This window comes from Polynucleobacter tropicus (assembly GCF_013307225.1).
Lineage (GTDB): Bacteria > Pseudomonadota > Gammaproteobacteria > Burkholderiales > Burkholderiaceae > Polynucleobacter > Polynucleobacter tropicus.
In genome coordinates this window covers 1,422,768-1,440,275 of the sequence record NZ_CP028942.1, presented here as the reverse complement: position 1 = coordinate 1,440,275, position 17,508 = coordinate 1,422,768, and the positions used below count along the sequence as shown (strand labels likewise).

The 17,508-nt window shown below is 45.9% G+C and carries 15 protein-coding genes; 11 read left to right on the top strand and 4 right to left on the bottom strand.

Translation table 11 applies throughout. The annotated features are described in order from the left end of the window. Window positions 1–3: 3 nt before the first annotated feature. Genes DCO17_RS07440 through DCO17_RS07430 form a run of 3 tightly spaced genes read right to left on the bottom strand, consistent with a single transcriptional unit; the run spans window position 4 to window position 3,874 of the window. On the bottom strand, window positions 4–1,263 hold the full coding sequence (locus DCO17_RS07440; protein WP_173956113.1) for a glycosyltransferase family 9 protein: 1,260 nt from the start codon (window positions 1,261–1,263) through the stop codon (window positions 4–6). A 15-nt stretch (window positions 1,264–1,278) separates the two neighbouring features. Next, complete coding sequence (locus DCO17_RS07435) at window positions 1,279–2,328, bottom strand: lysylphosphatidylglycerol synthase transmembrane domain-containing protein (protein ID WP_173956112.1); 1,050 nt, start codon at window positions 2,326–2,328, stop codon at window positions 1,279–1,281. A 49-nt stretch (window positions 2,329–2,377) separates the two neighbouring features. Beyond that, window positions 2,378–3,874, bottom strand: a complete 1,497-nt coding sequence (locus DCO17_RS07430) for a glycosyltransferase family 39 protein (protein WP_173956111.1) — start codon at window positions 3,872–3,874, stop codon at window positions 2,378–2,380. A 47-nt stretch (window positions 3,875–3,921) separates the two neighbouring features. Between DCO17_RS07430 and DCO17_RS07425 the strand changes: the two genes are divergently transcribed. Further along, on the top strand, window positions 3,922–4,719 hold the full coding sequence (locus tag DCO17_RS07425) for a DUF3047 domain-containing protein (RefSeq protein WP_173956110.1): 798 nt from the start codon (window positions 3,922–3,924) through the stop codon (window positions 4,717–4,719). A gap of 18 nt (window positions 4,720–4,737) precedes the next feature. On the opposite strand, the gene DCO17_RS07420 is transcribed toward DCO17_RS07425, so the two are convergent. Beyond that, window positions 4,738–7,014, bottom strand: coding sequence for a heavy metal translocating P-type ATPase (locus DCO17_RS07420; RefSeq protein WP_173956109.1), 2,277 nt, complete (start codon window positions 7,012–7,014; stop codon window positions 4,738–4,740). A gap of 51 nt (window positions 7,015–7,065) precedes the next feature. Here DCO17_RS07420 and DCO17_RS07415 point away from each other — a divergent pair, with 51 nt between their 5' ends. From DCO17_RS07415 to DCO17_RS07370, 10 genes are all read left to right on the top strand, one after another. After that, entirely contained in the window at window positions 7,066–7,260 is a 195-nt protein-coding gene (locus DCO17_RS07415) for a heavy-metal-associated domain-containing protein (RefSeq protein WP_173956108.1), read from the top strand. A gap of 67 nt (window positions 7,261–7,327) precedes the next feature. Next, a complete protein-coding gene (locus DCO17_RS07410) occupies window positions 7,328–7,975 on the top strand; it encodes a DUF47 domain-containing protein (RefSeq protein ID WP_173956107.1) in 648 nt (215 codons plus the stop codon). An 80-nt stretch (window positions 7,976–8,055) separates the two neighbouring features. Further along, complete coding sequence (locus tag DCO17_RS07405) at window positions 8,056–8,997, top strand: inorganic phosphate transporter (protein ID WP_437342822.1); 942 nt, start codon at window positions 8,056–8,058, stop codon at window positions 8,995–8,997. A 133-nt stretch (window positions 8,998–9,130) separates the two neighbouring features. Next, the gene (apbC, locus tag DCO17_RS07400) at window positions 9,131–10,219 is read left to right on the top strand and encodes an iron-sulfur cluster carrier protein ApbC (RefSeq protein ID WP_173956105.1); all 1,089 of its coding nucleotides are present in this window, start codon (window positions 9,131–9,133) and stop codon (window positions 10,217–10,219) included. A 31-nt stretch (window positions 10,220–10,250) separates the two neighbouring features. Next, complete coding sequence (locus DCO17_RS07395; protein ID WP_254598738.1) at window positions 10,251–10,769, top strand: DUF3305 domain-containing protein; 519 nt, start codon at window positions 10,251–10,253, stop codon at window positions 10,767–10,769. After that, on the top strand, window positions 10,766–11,368 hold the full coding sequence (locus tag DCO17_RS07390) for a DUF3306 domain-containing protein (protein WP_173956103.1): 603 nt from the start codon (window positions 10,766–10,768) through the stop codon (window positions 11,366–11,368). Before DCO17_RS07395 ends, DCO17_RS07390 begins: the two co-directional genes overlap by 4 nt. A gap of 10 nt (window positions 11,369–11,378) precedes the next feature. Next, window positions 11,379–13,469: a 4Fe-4S binding protein gene (locus DCO17_RS07385; RefSeq protein ID WP_173956102.1), complete on the top strand. Its 2,091-nt coding sequence runs from the start codon at window positions 11,379–11,381 to the stop codon at window positions 13,467–13,469. Further along, complete coding sequence (locus tag DCO17_RS07380) at window positions 13,466–14,116, top strand: TorD/DmsD family molecular chaperone (RefSeq protein WP_173956101.1); 651 nt, start codon at window positions 13,466–13,468, stop codon at window positions 14,114–14,116. Before DCO17_RS07385 ends, DCO17_RS07380 begins: the two co-directional genes overlap by 4 nt. A 115-nt stretch (window positions 14,117–14,231) precedes the next feature. Next, a complete protein-coding gene (locus DCO17_RS07375; protein WP_173956100.1) occupies window positions 14,232–14,453 on the top strand; it encodes a hypothetical protein in 222 nt (73 codons plus the stop codon). 64 nt (window positions 14,454–14,517) lie between these two features. After that, the gene (locus DCO17_RS07370) at window positions 14,518–17,493 is read left to right on the top strand and encodes a formate dehydrogenase subunit alpha (RefSeq protein ID WP_173956099.1); all 2,976 of its coding nucleotides are present in this window, start codon (window positions 14,518–14,520) and stop codon (window positions 17,491–17,493) included. The last annotated feature ends 15 nt before the right edge of the window (window positions 17,494–17,508 follow it).

Here is a 17,508-nt window from a genome sequence, read left to right as displayed (position 1 = left end):
TGGCTAGCGGCCTTTAGCCTTGTCTGCTTCTTGCAATTGAATATTCACTTTTTCCAATACTTGAGCAACGCTAATTGCTTGCATGCAAAGATTGTCATGACAGGGTGTCTTGCGGTGATTGGCTGCGCTAACGCATGGAGAGCAAGCAAGATTTGCGGTAATCGCAATAGAGTTACCAACTGAACCATATAGTGCGGGAGTTTCAGGGCCAAATAACACTACAGTTCTGAGTGGCGTTACTGCAGAAAAGTGTCCTGGGCCAGAATCGTTGGTGACCATCACATCTGAGAGTGTATATAAGGGGGGTAACTCAGCAAAACTCACCTGACCAGCAAAATTCAGGGCGTTCTTAACGTTAGCGACGAAGCGCACTTTATCAACGTATACAAATTCAGCTGGTGAGCCTGTGATCAAAATCAGATCATCGGGATAGCGTTGGTTAACTGCTTGAATCAGCTCAGAGAAGCGCTGTTGTGACCAACGACGTTGAGGCAAGAGATCGCTCGCATTTGGGTTTATCAAGATAATCCGATTTTTTCCATAGGTAAATGGAATGCCAGCTTCAGCAGCTTTCTTTTCAATACGAGAAAGCACTTTCTTCAAAACATCGGGATTAATAACCGCTTGCTCAAGCTTTACTTCGTCATCAGAAATATGAACCTTGCTAAATGGCACTTCAATCTCTTTAGCAAATGCAGCATGAATGAGTGATAGAAAGTTCTTGGTAATGTGAATGTGCGGGTTGTAATGAACTTTGCGTGTCAACATGAAGCCGCGCCACAATCCTTCTCCATGAAAGATGTGATAACCAATACGCTTACGAGCGCCACATAAACCCGTAAGAAGAGCGGTGAAGCGTGAGAAAAGTTCCAAGTCAATAACGGTATCAATGCGGTGATAGCGAGCCAAAACCAAAAAACGCAATGTATCTTTGATGAGGCCGCCCAGACTGGAAGAATCAATTGTGAAGATATTTTCTGGCTTCACAGTATTGAGTAGGGTAAGACTTGCACGATTACTTTTAAAGATTAAGAAGAAAATCTCCGCACCACGTGCTTGCGCGTTTCGCATAGCGGGGTCCACCAGTATCGCGCTACCCATTTCAGAGAGCTCAATAAAGAGTAATTTTTTTGGCGCCTCAGGCCCACGGCTAAATATATTTTTGATGCGGTCGATTAATGCCACAAGAGGGCTAACAATTGCGCAAAGGGGTACACCAACCCAATGATCAATTGCCCGCATAGTGTTGACGCTAATAGCCATAGTTTTGCTCTGAGATTATTTTCGTTTTAGTAAAAAATAGGCGCCTGGTAAAACAGATATCACAGTAAGTGCGCCGTAACTAATTGAGGCGAGTACTGTTAGCGATGGGCTAACTCCCCATAGGGCTAAGACTGAAGATAGGGTTGCCTCGCGTAGCCCCCAACCTGAAATACTAATTGGCAGCATTAATAAAAGGCTTAATGCAGGCAAGCCAATCATTAAGCTCGAGATTGGCGCTTCCGCGCCATAAGCTCTTAAGCAAAAACCAAAAGCCAAAATAATAAATCCATGAATTGCAATTGCAAAAATCGCTTGAGCAATGTTCATGGGCCATGAGAATGCAAGACGTATGCCTGGAATTGCATTGCCCATATTCAAGCGAGTTAGTAATTTCTGCAGTAGCTCGGTAGTAGGTTTCCAGGCTAGAACTAATGCGATTACAAGTCCTGCCAACACCATGACAGCGATAACGGCATAACCTAGATCTTGCCCCCATGCGGCAAGAGTAGCGCCGCCCAAAATAAGTCCAAGACCGCCAAGCAAATTATTTCCAGCCAAACCTAAAAGGCGATCAACAAGCACCATCGCAAAACTCAAACGCAGTTTTGGTGTTGCATGCTCCAAATCAACGGAATGATGCAATTCTTGGTCTAACTCTTTTGTTTCGCTAAGATTGCCAGCGCTATTAAGATGTGTGGCAGTAATTGCGCGATAGCTATCACCACCGAGGGTGCTTGGCAGACCTTGATTAATTAAGCCGCCAGCAAAATATAGGGCGACATATTTAAATAGGCTTCCTTGAAAACCTACGCTACGCATCAGAAAGCCCCAGCGCAAGCCCCCACAAATAAATGCACAGCAAATTGCAATTGCTGCGGCAACGAGCCAGATTGGCTGCATCTTGATTTCTGAATCCAGAAGGGTGTGCCAATCAATTCCACTGGTTGCCTTCCATAGCAGGGCGACTGATAGGACGATGCGAATCGTTGGCCATGCACGCTTCAAAATGGATTTCCACCCAGCAGCATCTTTTGGATTTGGGGCGGATGTGACTTGTGAACGCATAGGCGTAAGGATAATGCTTTGGGCGCCTAAGGTCTTGAATTTTGACGATTTACCTTGCTAATTCAGGCCCCTGCCAGTTGCTACACACGCTAAAGTCAAATTTGGACAAAATTTGTCCAAAACGCCTAATTTCTAGGCTGTCTAAGGGCTCACAACGCTCAAAAGAGTCCTTGTTTCCCACTGGCGCTGGAAAGGGCATCCCAGACCAGTTAATGAGAAGGATATTTGCCCCTTGGGGTAACTTACCAAACCAGAGATCAAATTGGTCTTGCCGTTGATCCAGTACAAATACCGGGGTCGGTTTGGCATACCAAGCTGCTCGGCTACCCAATGTCCAATTTTGTACGGCAATGCCATTCGCTTTGCTTGCTTGCGTTAGTTCGGCCGCTTTTTGCCCTGCCAATTTCCAGCCATAGAGATCGGCAATCGGATTGGATTTAATCATTGCTGAATTAATTCCTCCTGAGAGTGCGTAAGCAATTCCAAAACCGCAAAGTGTCAACTGAGATACAAAAAGAATTTGAATAAGACGGCGATGTTGAGTAGACCAAGCTTTTGCTAAGCCAATACCCGCAAATGGAGCAAGACAAAACCATGCGGGAGATGTCCAGTGTGGAAGCCCGCCTCCACCAGCAAGCGTTGTAAAGATTGAAAATGGAATTGCAAAAAATCCTAGCAAAGCCCAGATAGAAAGTTTGGCGCCATGAACACAATATTTAATAAATAAATAAGCGCCAAGCACCAGTAGCGACCCATAAACCAAGACCTGAACGCCTATGTAGGTCGCCAGTCTTCGCCATAGCCATGTGCTGCCTGCGCCGTGAGCAATTTGATACTTAAATGAAATCCAATCATTTACCCAATTCCAATACAGGACAGGGCTAATGCAGAGTAGTGCAATGATGGCGGCCAACCAAAATCCTGCAGTATTGATCCAAGCTTTTCTTGGGCTACTCAAGAATACTAACAAGAGTGCAAAAGCACTAAAAGCAGCGGTGTATTTACTAAGGCCTGATAGGCCTAATAAGATGCCGGTAAAAATCCAATCGCGGGTGCTAAAGCGATCCTTGCTGAGCCAGCGAAGTGCCATCAACATCAGTCCAAGACTTAGAGGCGCAAGCAAAGTATCAGGCAATAAACCGATCGCCAGTATGTGAGGAATGGGTGCAGCAACAATTGCGAGCACAGCCATGAGTCCGCAGGTATTTTGAGAGGGCAGTGTGCTAGTTAGGTAGCCTGCATTTCTGCCTTGAATTAAATGGTGTATTTCTAACGTGACTTGATAGACCAAGTAACAAGAAAGTATCCAAAGAAATTCTGGAATGAGGCGAATGATTCCCTCGGAGGGGGTAATGGCAACGAGTGGCCACTGAATCCAGCCCACTAGCGGCGGATGATCAAAGTAGCTCCAGGCAAGATGCTGTGCGTACAAGGCATAGTGAGCCTCATCCACCGAAAATTCAATTGCAAAGCCCAAGACAAAGTGCGCCAATGCCGCAATGCAAATGCTAATCGCGGCCCAGCTTGATGGTGAGTATTGGCGCATATGACAATTTTAGACTTAGTTAAGTAAAACTTTGGGACAATTCCCTTATGCGCAAACTCGCCATGCTCCTCACGACGCTCTTGATAGCCTTTGTGCTATCGGGCTGCGCTGGATTTGGCGGAAGCTCGGTTCAGGATGAGTCTGGGCAAGCATTTCGCGCTGATCAGATTCCTGCTCAGGAAGAGTTGCCAAAGTTCTCTGCTGAGGCGGCAAAAGAGGGGGTACCGCAAGGATGGAGTTTTTATCGTATTGCTCCTTATAAAAAGAACACCGTCTATCGTTTGGAAAATTACCAAGGTAAAACGGTCTTAAGCGCAAACTCAAAAACAGCTGCATCAGGATTGGCAGTAAAGCTGAAGCCAAAGAAGGCGAATAACTTGTGGTTGCAGTGGGAGTGGAAAGCGCTAAGTGCTATGCCTGAAGCTGATAATAGCGAGGGTTATCGTGATGATGCGCCCTTAAGAATCTTGGTTGCGTTTGATGGCAACAAATCCAAGCTGTCATTAAAAGAAAAAATGAATTTTGAGATGGCGAATTTAATCAGCGGTCAAGAAATGCCATACGCTACCTTGATGTACATCTGGTCTGGCAAATCACCTGTTGATTCCATCCTTACCAATGCCCATACCTCGCGTATCAAAATGATTGTGGTGGATTCAGGTTGGGATAATTTGGGGCAATGGCATAAGCATCAGCGCGATTTATCTGCTGACTACAAACGCGCGTATGGTGAGGCGCCAGGAGATGTGATTGGTGTTGCATTGCTCACTGATACAGATAACACCAAATCTGAAACACGTGCTTTCTATGGTGATATCGAACTCGTTCGCAAGCCCGCAAAATAATACTGGGCGATAGCCTAATTAGCGATGAGTTGGGCGCCAGCGTTTTAGTAAAAGTGCATTACTTAATACGCAGAAACTAGAGAGTGCCATGGCGCTACCCGCAAGCATTGGTGATAAATAACCAAGTGCCGCTAGGGGAATGCCTGTGGCATTAAATGCAAAAGCCCAAAAGAGATTTTGCTGAATCTTTTTCCAGGTTCTTTTGGAAATATCAATCGCATCTGCTACCAAGCTCGGGTCACCACGTATGAGGGTGATGCCTGCTGCCTGCATGGCAACATCTGTGCCTGTAGACATGGCCATACCAACATCGGCGGTTGCCAATGCTGGCGCATCGTTAACGCCATCGCCTACCATGGCGACGTATTGTCTGGATTGGTCTTTTCCAGAAGATTGCAATTGACGAATAATTTCAGCCTTATTGTTTGGCAATACTTGTCCAAAAACCTCATCAATACCGATTGAGTCACCAACTCGTTTTACAGCAGCCGCGTTGTCACCGGAAAGCATCACAGTCCGAATATGTAACTGATGCAAAGCAGAGATTGCGGCTTTTGCTGAACTCTTGAGTTCATCGCCAAATCCGATGATGGCAAGAGGTAATGATGAAATTTCTGCATTCATTAATACAGATACCGTTTGCCCCTGATTAAAGCAGTGTTGTGCCTTAGCCAAAATTTCTGAATAGTGCGGATTATTTTCTAGCGAAGCAATACTTTGAAGTGAGAGCTTTTGATTGGCCCACGGTCCCGAGCTTGGTACGCCGCTGATGCCAACCCCAGGCAAAGCCGCGCTTTGGGATGGGGGGATGGGGTTGGTGTCAGCGAGTTTGGCGGCACCTATCAGTGCTTTTGCTAAAGGATGCTCGCTACCCATTTGTAAACCCGCAGCAGTGGCAAGAAGGGAATTATTGTCCTTGGTGCCGCTGAGATCAATGAACTCTAGTACCTGTGGCTTGCCAATGGTGAGAGTGCCAGTTTTATCGAAGGCAACAATGTTTAAGCGATGCGCTAGCTCTAGAACTTGAGGATCTTTAATGAGGATGCCAAAGCGCGCAGCCACTCCTGTTCCTGCCATGATGGCCGCTGGCGTGGCTAGACCAAGTGCGCAAGGACAGGCAATCACGAGAACGGATACAGAGCGCAAGATGGCAATAGAAACCGAATCAAGATAAATCCAATTTATGAGACCTGTAAGTAATGCGATGATGATGACGCTTGGAACAAAAATAGCGCTAACTCGGTCAACTAATTTATGAATAGGTGCTTTTTGCGTTTGTGCATCTTCCACTAAGGTGATGATTTTTGATAAGACACTTTCAACGCCAACCGCTTTAGCGTCAATGATGAGAACCCCTTCGCCATTGAGCGATCCGCCAATCACTTTCGCTCCAAGTGATTTTTTAACGGGGTCGCTTTCGCCAGTTAAAAGGGATTCATCAATATGGCTATTGCCCAATAGAATCAAGCCATCCACCGGGATGCGTTCGCCGGGCAACACGAGGATATGATCGCCGGGAAAAACTTGGTCTAAAGGTAGTTCGCGATATTGATCAAAGGCAATACCTTCTTTGATTTCAATATTTGAATTAAGAACTTTCGCATTCTCTGGCCATAGTTTTTGAAGTGCGCGAATCGCTTCACTCGTCTGTCGTTTTGCTCTCGCTTCCAACCATTTGCCAAGCAAGACCATGCAAATGATGACAGTAGAGCCTTCAAAGTAGAGTTCATGGTTGGCATGTGGCGACGCAATCATTTGATAAACACTTAAGCCATATGCGGCACTGGTTCCAAGTGCAACCAATAAATCCATATTTCCAGCGCCAGCTAAAACAGATTTGAAGCCAGCTTTATAGAAACGCCAACCCAAAATAAATTGCACGGGTGTTGCCAGCAAGATTTGCCACTTCGGAGCAAGTGCCCAATGGATTCCAAAGGGCATGAAAAACATAGGCAAGAATAGGGGGGCAGACAAGGCAAAGCTCAGCAATACTCGACCTAGTCCATCCGATCCCCAAAATGCATGTGTAGGGTTGGGGTCAAGGTTGCCATGGGGTGAGCTGATCTTGGCTCCATAACCTGTTTTTTGCACCAAATTGATGATTTCTTCGGCTGAGGTGGTGGAGCCGGGCTCGAGACGGACTTTTGCTTGCTCTGTAGCGAGGTTAACGCTGGCAGCTTCTACTCCGGGGATGCGATCTAGCGCCTTTTCAACCCTTGCCACGCAAGAGGCGCAGGTCATACCGTCAATATCTAGGGTGAAAATTGAGGAATTTGTGTCTTTTTGCTGGCTCATATGGAAGATAATCTACCCCATAGCAAGCGAAATTACTTAAAAAGGGTCGATATGTTGAGTCTAAAAGTGTCGGGAATGACCTGTGGGGGTTGCATTAATGCGGTGACCCGAGCCGTACAGGCTCAGGATCCTGGGGCTAAAGTGCAGGCCGATTTAGCAACCCAGACTGTGACTCTTGAAACTACCCTTTCTGCCGAAAAAGCGGCTCAGCTTATAACAGATGCCGGCTTTCCGGTTGTTCAATAAGCTTTTGTTTAGAATGACGCCAAACCTAACAAAACCCGTAGTTTTTGTTCCTAAAGGATCGTGATTTATGTTCTTCAGTAAGTTAATGCCTCACGATGGTAATTTCTTTGAATTGTTCAATGAACATGCTGGAAATATCGTTGCAGCTTCAGAATCCTTTTTGAAGTTTGTTGAACATTACAACGATGAAGCTTTGCGTGCGAAATACACGCAAGAAGTTGATAAAGCGGAACACGCTTGCGATGATGTGGTTAAAGAAGTGCATCGCCGCTTGCATAAAACATTTATTACCCCAATCGATCGCGATCAAATTTTTTCACTCATCAATACGATGGATGACGTTGCAGATTTATTGCAAAACGGCACAGAAGCGATGCATCTTTATGATGTGAAGCAAATGACGCCAGAGATGCTGCAGATGGCTGAGCTATGTAATCAGTGCTGCATCAGCATGAAGAACGCTGTAGGTACTCTAAAAGATATCTCCGATCCTGAGGTTGCTAAGGCTGCTTTGAAGACTTGCGATGAAATCGATCATCTCGAGTCTGGGGCTGATCGCCTGCTATCGACCGCTATTACAAGGCTGTTCCGCGAGGATATCGAGGTCCGTGAGCTAATCAAGTGCCAACGTATTTATGAATTGCTCGAAGAAGTAACCGATAAATGTGAAGACGTTGCCAATTTGGTTGAAGGCATTGTTCTTGAAAACTCTTAAGGCGAACTAAGTTGCCAGCGACAGAAGTAGCTTTTTGGGTGGTAGCGCTTTTAGTAATACTTGCGCTTGGTTTCGACTTCATGAATGGATTTCATGATGCGGCGAACTCTATTGCAACTGTTGTATCCACTGGTGTTCTGAAGCCGCAACAAGCCGTTGTGTTTGCGGCCTTCTTTAATTTTTTAGCAATCTTTATCTTCCATCTTAGTGTTGCCGCAACTGTTGGTAAAGGAATCGTTCATCCATCAGGAATTGATTTGCATGTGATCTTTGGCGCTTTGGTTGGTGCCATTGTTTGGAATGTGGTGACCTGGTTTTATGGAATTCCATCCAGCTCTTCCCACGCCTTAATTGGCGGTTTGGTTGGAGCTGCGCTTCCGAAGGTGGGTCTTGCCGGTTTGGTATGGGGCGGCATCTTTAAGACGGTTGCCTTTATTTTCATATCTCCTTTAGTTGGTTTTCTGTTGGGCTCGTTGATGATGTTATTGGTAGCTTGGGTTTGCCGACATGTAACGCTATCAAAAACTGATCGTTGGTTTAGGCGGTTGCAGCTACTCTCTGCGGGCGCTTATAGTCTTGGGCATGGTGGAAATGATTCACAAAAGACAATCGGCATTATTTGGTTGTTATTAATAATTACTGGCTATACAGATGCCTCTGCCAGCATGCCTCCCACCTGGACCATTATTGCTTGTTACATCGCGATCGCTATGGGTACCATGTTTGGTGGTTGGCGTATTGTTAAAACCATGGGCCAAAAACTCACGAAGCTCAAACCAGTTGGCGGTTTCTGTGCTGAGACTGGTGGTGCGATTACTCTTTTTGCAGCCACAGCTTTGGGCGTTCCAGTTTCAACTACCCACACAATCACTGGGGCTATTGTTGGTGTGGGCTCCACTCAAAGAGCTAGCGCAGTGCGCTGGGGTGTGGCTGGAAACATCGTATGGGCATGGATTTTCACGATTCCTGCGACTGCCTTGATGTCTATGGTTGTGTATTACATCAGCTTAGCCATTTTTTAATCTAGCCTCACGAGATCACGCGATCTCATTTCAAGCAATTTTTTGCTGGTGCGGTTAATCTACTTCTTATTAATTCAATATTTTTTGTAACTCCGTGATGTATTGCATGGGTTACTCGCCACAGGAGAAAGTAGTGTCAGTTACTGTTGAAGCGGTTCAAGGTGCCTTGAAAAGTGTCGTTGATCCTAATACGAATATCGATTTTGTTACCGCTAAAAATATTAAAAATCTCAAAGTAGAGGATGGCGATATTTCTCTGGATATCGTTTTAGGTTATCCAGCAAAAAGTCAGTTCGATTTAATTAGAAAAGCAGCGATTAATTCTTTGCGTAATTTACCAGGCGTTAAAAACGTTAGCGTGAATGTCAACAGTCAAATCGTTGCGCATGCCGTTCAACGTGGCGTTAAGTTGCTCCCTGGTGTGAAAAATATTATTGCCGTTGCAAGCGGTAAAGGCGGTGTTGGCAAATCGACTACAGCTGTTAACTTAGCACTAGCTCTAGCTGCTGAGGGCGCGCAGGTCGGAATATTGGATGCAGATATTTATGGACCAAGTCAGCCGATGATGTTGGGTATAACTGGTAGACCAGATTCTCTTGAGGAAAATACGATTGAGCCGATGGAAGGACATGGTTTGCAAGCAAGCTCAATTGGTTTCTTAATTGATGATGATGCGCCGATGGTATGGCGTGGCCCAATGGTGACTTCAGCATTAGAGCAATTGTTGCGCCAAACACGTTGGCGTGATTTGGATTACTTGGTAGTAGATATGCCGCCAGGTACTGGAGACATCCAATTAACGCTTTCTCAAAAAGTGCCAGTAACAGGTTCGGTGATTGTGACCACACCGCAAGACATTGCCTTGCTTGACGCCCGCAAAGGTCTCAAGATGTTTGAAAAGGTTGGAGTGCCTATTGTTGGCATTATTGAGAATATGAGCACTTATGTTTGCCCAAGTTGCGGACATGAAGAGCATGTATTTGGTGCTGGTGGCGGTGAAAAAATGTGCAAGGACTACGGCGTTGAGTTCCTGGGTGCGTTGCCTTTGAATCTATCGATACGTGAGCAGGCTGATGCGGGTAGGCCTACTGTGGTTGCCGATCCTGATGGCGCCATCAGTGCAATTTATAAAAACATTGCTAGACGAGTCGCTATTAGAGTCGCTACGCTATCTAAGGATATGAGCAGCAAGTTCCCTAACATTGTGGTTCAAAACACTTAAGAGCAAAATCTCTATGCGCTTTGCGGTACTCATGCGTAAACAAAAAATGGATAACCCATGGGTTTCGCACCGCTGGGTTCCTCAAGAGGTTTTGCCTGATTTTGGGCAGTTCGAAAGTCAAACACCCAATTCAATCACGGGGAAATTTCATGAGCGTGATGCGGATAGCGAAACATGGTTGTTTACTGGATTTGAATTAGACCTTTTTCAGGATGAGTCAGAGGGTTACTACCTCAATACCTCAGCTCCCAAGCCGTGTTGGTTTGTGATGTGGCGCCTTGAAGAAGATATTGATCGCTATATTGATGTGCAGTCTCTTCCTTTGGCTAGGGCTGACGCAACCATTGCCGTGCCCCATCGTATTTGCGTAAGCTATAACGAGGCAGCTCGATTACTTGATGGCGGCGAGTCTGTTGATACAGTGCCGATGAGCCAGGAACATACCGCCTGGTTACAGGAGTTTGTCGATGACCATTACCGACCAGAACCTAAAAAACGTCATAAGCCCGCTTCATTCAAAGGTGCTGAGCGCCCTACGGAGGAGAGATGACCGAAGGCTTCTTTAGTCGCTGGTCTCGTCGCAAGTCTGGTAAAGAAAAGGACGTCGATCCTCCTGAAGAGTTGATTAAGCCAAGTTCCACAAAGCAGGCCTTGGATGGCAGCACGCTAGATAAGACAAAAGAAGAAATTCAAAATCCACCTCCAGTGACGCTTGAGGACGTGGAAAAAATCGATCGATTTGCACCTGATTTCTCCGCTTTCATGAAGCCAGACGTTGACCCCGCTGTTCAGCAGGCAGCTTTAAAAAAGATGTTTACTGACCCGCACTTCAATGTGATGGATGGCCTAGATATTTATATTGATGACTATTCCAAGCCAGATCCACTACCGCAGGGTATGCTAGAGCGGATGGTTCAAAGCGATATGTTGAATCTATTCCGCAAGAAGGCAGAAGTAGTTGCGACAAAGGATGGCGGCAAGTCAGCCGACGCTTTGTCCAACCCCGAAAGTCAGGCTTTAGCGGCAGAAACTCAAACTGCTATAACATCTTTCGATATTCAGGGGGTTAATCGGTCGATGAATGAGTCATCAACTGTGGCGACAAATATTGGCATCCCCTCATCAGAGTTAGAGCAGAAAAAAACCTAGAAGGTAGTTCATGGGTCAAAAATTCGTATGTAATTGCAATGGCACAATGCCTCTAGACGCCAAGGCGTTAGGCGTGACCATGCACAACTCTTTATGTAGGCAAGAGGTGGGTTCTTTCTTGAAGGGCTTGGATAGCCCTGAATCCATAGTGGTTGCTTGCACGCAAGAAGCTTCTTTATTTGGTGAGTTGGCAAACCAATCTGAAAAGCCGTTAATTGCTCCATTAAAGTTCGTCAATATTCGAGAGGTTGCCGGTTGGACGCAAGAAGCAAAAACATCGGGGCCTAAGATTGCTGCACTACTCGCCTTAAGTGAGATGCCAGAAGCAGAGGCTGTGCCAGTCGTTAATTACGAGAGCCAAGGTAGGTTATTAATTTTGGGTCCTGGTGCTCAAGCAATACCTTGGGCGGAAAGGTTTCAAACCTCATTAGATGTTTCGGTTCTCTGTACTGAGCCAAGCGAATTACCACTTGCTCGTGATTACCCCATCTACAGCGGTGCAGTTACCAAGCTAGATGGTTATCTTGGTAAATTCACGGTAACTTGGGAGGCGCAGAATCCCATTGATTTAGAGATGTGTACTCGTTGCGGAGCATGTCTTGAATCCTGTCCAGAAAATGCAATCGATCTTTCATTTCAAATTGACTTAAATAAATGTAAAGCGCATCGCTCTTGCGTAACCGCTTGTGCAAGTATTGGGGCAATTTCATTTGATCGAGAAGAGCGTGAACGCATTTCTGAATTCGATTTAGTTCTAGATTTGCGCCAAAACCCATCAATGCGCATGAGTCAAACACCGCAAGGCTATTTTGCGCCTGGCAGCGATCCCCTAGAACAAGCATTGATCTTGAATCAATTGCTTGAGATGGTGGGCGAGTTTGAAAAACCTAAATATTTTGTATACAACGATAAGCTTTGCGCGCATGGCCGAAATGGCAAAGTTGGATGTAGCGCTTGTATCGATGTTTGTTCTACCGGGGCAATCAGCTCTCTCTTTAAGAATTGCCAAGGAGCCGTTGAGGTCAATCCCAATCTTTGCATGGGTTGCGGTGCTTGCTCCACCGTTTGCCCATCTGGGGCGATGCGCTATAACTATCCAAGTGTCTCGCATCAAGGAAAAGAATTAAAAACTATCGCTAGCGTATTTAACGCAGAGGCTGCAAAACTTAATTTGGATCTCTCACCAAGCTTGTTGCTGCATAACTTCAAGGCAGGTACCGAACTGATTGATAGCTTGGGTCGATCTGCCCATGTTTTACCAAAACAGTTTGAGGGTCTTCCAGCTTTTGTGGTTCCGTATGGTATTGAGCATATTGCATCGACTGGTTTAGAGCTATGGCTTGGAGCCTTGTCATATGGTTTTGCTGAGCTCATCTTGCTATTAAGTGGGGATGAGGATCCAGCCTATCGCGATGCGCTAATCAATCAAGTGAAGCTGGCTAATTCAATTCTGAATGCGTACGGATTTGATAATCGCATTCAATTGCTAATGGCCGATTCTCAAGATGACTTGAACTCAGTATCTAAAGTAATGGGTAATCTGCGCCAACGCGGTAGTTTAAAGGCCATTTGCGCACCGGCAAGCTTTGGTTTATCAAATCAAAAGCGGGAAACTTTAGAAGCGGTTTTGGAGTATTTACAAAAACAAGCGAAGACACGATTACCTGAAGCAGGCGCACCTCTTCCTAAAAATTCTTTATTGGGTGGATTAAAGATTAATCGTGATGCATGTACTTTGTGCATGTCTTGTGTTGGCAGTTGTCCAGAGGGTGCGCTTCTGGACAATGTCGATGAACCCATTCTGTCCTTTATTGAAAAGCAATGTGTTCAATGTGGCATCTGTGTTCAAACATGTCCTGAAAATGCGTTGGGCTTAGATCCACGTTTGCAGAGTGTTGAGCAACGCAAGCAAAAACAAACCCTAAATGAGACCCAAGCTTTCCATTGCATTAGTTGCGGTAAACCTTTCGGAACTACAAAAATGGTGGATCTCATGCTGGCTAAATTGGGGGCGCATAGCGCCTTCAGTGGTGCAGCCATGGATCGTTTAAAAATGTGCGGCGATTGCCGAGTGGTGGATATGGTAAAGAAAGAGTTATGACAGATCAGGGTACCCAGAAGACAGATAAGCCATCAGCTACCGAAGTTGGGGATGTCGGTTTGCCAGAAGACTTGGCTAGAGCGGATCTGTATGGATTAATCGCACGCTTTTTCCATTTGCCGCCTGACCAAGAATTTTTAGATCAAATTGCCGCTACCGGTGATCAGCAGGGTGCTTCTGATGATGCTCCATTGGCTAGAGCATGGTTGGATCTGGTTGAGGTTGCAAAAAATAATCCTGCTAAAGCTTGGCATGACGAATTTGATTTGAATTTCATTAGCGTTGGCAAGCCAAATGTTGTTTTAAATGGTTCGTTTTATATGGCCGGCCATCTCAATGAAAGACCGCTGGTAAATATTCGTAAAGCGCTTGAGGGGTTTGGGCTTGAGGCCGCTGAAGAGGTCACCGAAACTGAAGATCATATTTCCTCGTTATGTGAGGTGATGCGCTATCTAATCGCAGGGGATGATGTAGAGGTATCAAACCTTACCAACCAAAGGGTTTTTTTCAACGAGCATATCCGCCCTTGGTATGAGGAATTATGTGATGCCATTCAAGATCTCCCAGAGATGCATCTCTACCATCCTGTTGCCGTGCTTACTAGAGAGTTCCTAGATATTGAAGGCCAAAGTTTTGACATGATTTAATGTTGCATCGCAATATAGGGGAATCCTTATATTTGTTTTGCTACATAGATATGTCAAAAGTGCAATAAGTGATTAAACTTGATGTAAGTCAAGAAAAAACACAAAGGAGCATGCCGTGAGCACAAAATCCAAAGTAGCTTCAAGCAAAGAGACTAAGACTTCTCGTCGAATGTTCTTTATTGGTGCAAGCGCTGCAGTGGGGGCTGTTGCCGTCGCTTCGCAAACATCCGTTGGTAAAGCAATTACCAAAGAAATCGCTGGAGTCACAAAGGGTTCGGAGGAGACAAAAACCATGACCGAGCATATGCGCAAATATTACGCAAGCACCATGATTTAAGAGATTGGCATTTTTACCAAACTTACTGTTCTTCAATAGATATAAAAATTCTCAGGGATAAAACATGAGTCTGACTCGTAAATCCAACACACCTCAAAGTAGTCGATCTACTACACGCCTTATTGGCAGTTTGTCTCGCGGCCTTAAGGCGGCTCCTACAATGGATCGTCGTACCTTTTTAAAGCGCTCCGGAATTGGCGTTGGCGCAGGCATTGCTGCTAGCCAGTTAAGCCTAGTACAAAAGGCTGCCGCCGAACCAAGCAAAGCCATGCTGGATGGCAAGGGCAAGATTGAGGTTAAGCGTTCTATCTGTACGCACTGTTCAGTGGGTTGCGCTGTAGATGCGACGGTTGAGAATGGCGTTTGGGTGCGTCAAGACCCTGTATTCGATTCTCCAATCAATATGGGTGCTCACTGTGCCAAAGGCGCTGCCTTACGCGAGCATGGTCATGGTGACTATCGTTTGCGTTATCCAATGAAATTAGTGGACGGCAAATATCAACGCATTTCTTGGGATCAAGCGCTTACTGAAATTACTGCGCAAATGAAGGGCATTCGTGAGAAATATTCACCGGATGCAATGTTCTTTATCGGATCTTCTAAGCACAACAATGAACAGGCCTACTTGCTGCGTAAGTGGGTCTCTTTCTTTGGAACAAACAATACAGACCATCAGGCCCGTATCTGTCACTCAACAACCGTTGCCGGTGTAGCAAATACATGGGGCTATGGCGCCATGACCAATAGTTACAACGACATGATGAATGCCAAGGCGGCCTTGTACATTGGTTCAAATGCGGCAGAGGCTCACCCTGTGTCGATGTTGAGCCTGTTGCACGCTAAGGAAAACGGTTGCAAGGTGATCGTAGTTGATCCACGTTACACCCGTACTGCAGCAAAGTCTGATCAATACGTGCGCATTCGTTCGGGTACTGACATTCCATTCTTGTTTGGTGTTCTTTATCACATCTTCAAAAATGGTTGGGAAGATAAAAAGTACATTAATGATCGCGTTTATGGAATGGAAGAAATCCGTAAAGAAGTGATGGAGAAATGGACTCCTGCAGCTGTTGAGGAGGCCTGTGGAGTTCCTGAAGCGCAGATGTATAAAGTTGCTGAAACAATGGCAAAGAATCGCCCAAGTACCGTTGTATGGTGTATGGGTCAAACTCAGCACACCATTGGCAACTCTATGGTGCGTGCCTCTTGCATCTTGCAATTGGCTTTGGGTAACGTAGGTAAATCAGGTGGTGGTACCAATATCTTCCGCGGACACGATAACGTTCAAGGTGCAACTGACGTAGGACCTAACCCAGACTCATTACCTGGCTACTATGGTTTGGCTGCAGGCTCATGGAAGCACTTCGCGACTGTTTGGGGTGTTGATTACGATTGGATTAAGGGTCGTTATGCGCCAGACATGATGGAAAAGTCGGGCACTACTGTTTCTCGCTGGGTTGATGCCGTTCTTGAAAAGAACGACATGATTGATCAACAGACAAATGTGAAGGGCCTCTTCTTCTGGGGTCATGCGCCCAACTCTCAAACCCGTGGTTTGGATATGAAGCGCGCGATGAATAAGTTGGATCTGTTGGTGGTGGTTGATCCATACCCAAGCGCGACTGCGGCAATGGCGGCAATGCCTCCAGCAGAAGGCGACACTGTTAATAAGAATCGCAATGTCTATCTATTGCCTGCTGCTACCCAGTTTGAAACAGTGGGCAGCGCAACCGCATCGAATCGCTCATTGCAGTGGCGCGAAAAAGTAATCGATCCATTGTTTGAGTCTGTGCCAGACCATGTGATCATGCAAGCTTTTGCTGATCGTATTGGTTTTGGTGAAGAGTTGTCTAAGAACTACAAGATTCTCAATTCTAAGTTTGCAGGCAAGCAGTGGAGAGAGCCGCAAATTGAAGATATCTTGCGCGAGATTAATCGTTCATGCTGGACTATCGGCTATACCGGTCAGACGCCAGAGCGCTTAAAAGCGCATATGAGAATGGTTGCCACTTTTGATCCGAAGACTCTGAAGTCTCGTGGTGGCGTGGATCCAGTAACTGGATACGACACGACTGGCGATTACTATGGCTTGCCTTGGCCTTGCTATGGCACGGCGGCAATTAAACACCCAGGTTCACCAAATCTTTATGACACCAGTAAGAGTGTGATGGAAGGTGGTGGTAACTTCCGCGCTAACTTCGGTGTTGAGCGTGATGGTGTAAGTTTATTGGCTGCTGATGGCTCTTGTTCCAAAGGCTCGGCAATTACAACTGGCTACCCAGAATTTGACCATGTATTGGTTAAGAAGTTGGGTTGGTGGGATCAGTTAACTGAAGATGAGAAGAAGTTAGCAGAAGGTAAAAACTGGAAGACGGACTTATCTGGCGGTATTCAGCGCGTTGTCATGAAGAATGGATGTCATCCATTTGGTAATGCGAAAGCTCGCGCCGTAGTTTGGAATTTCCCGGATCCGGTTCCAATTCACCGCGAGGCGCTCTACAGTACCAATGCAGCGATGATGCGCAAGTATCCTACTTCAGCAGATAAGAAGAACTTCTGGCGTTTACCAACGCTGTACAAGACTGTTCAAGATCAAAACTTGAACAACAAGCTTTATGAGAAGTTCCCGATTATTCTGACTTCAGGTCGCTTGGTGGAGTACGAGGGCGGTGGTGATGAGACCCGTTCGAATCCTTGGTTGGCTGAACTTCAGCAAGAGAACTTTGTGGAGATCAATCCAAAGGCTGCGGCTGATCGTGGCATTAAGAACTGGGATTATGTTTGGGTCAAATCTCCTACTGGCGCCAAGATCAAGGTACGCGCATTGGTAACTCAGCGCGTTGATCAAGGAACTGCTTGGGTGCCATTCCACTTTGCTGGTTGGTGGCAGGGTGAGAATCTTCGCAAGTACTACCCAGAGGGCGCAGCCCCAGTAGTTCAGGGTGAGGCCGTTAATACCGCTACAACATATGGTTACGACCAGGTCACGATGATGCAAGAGACCAAGACAACCATGTGTCAAATCGAAAAATTTGCCTAAGTAAAAGATAGAGTC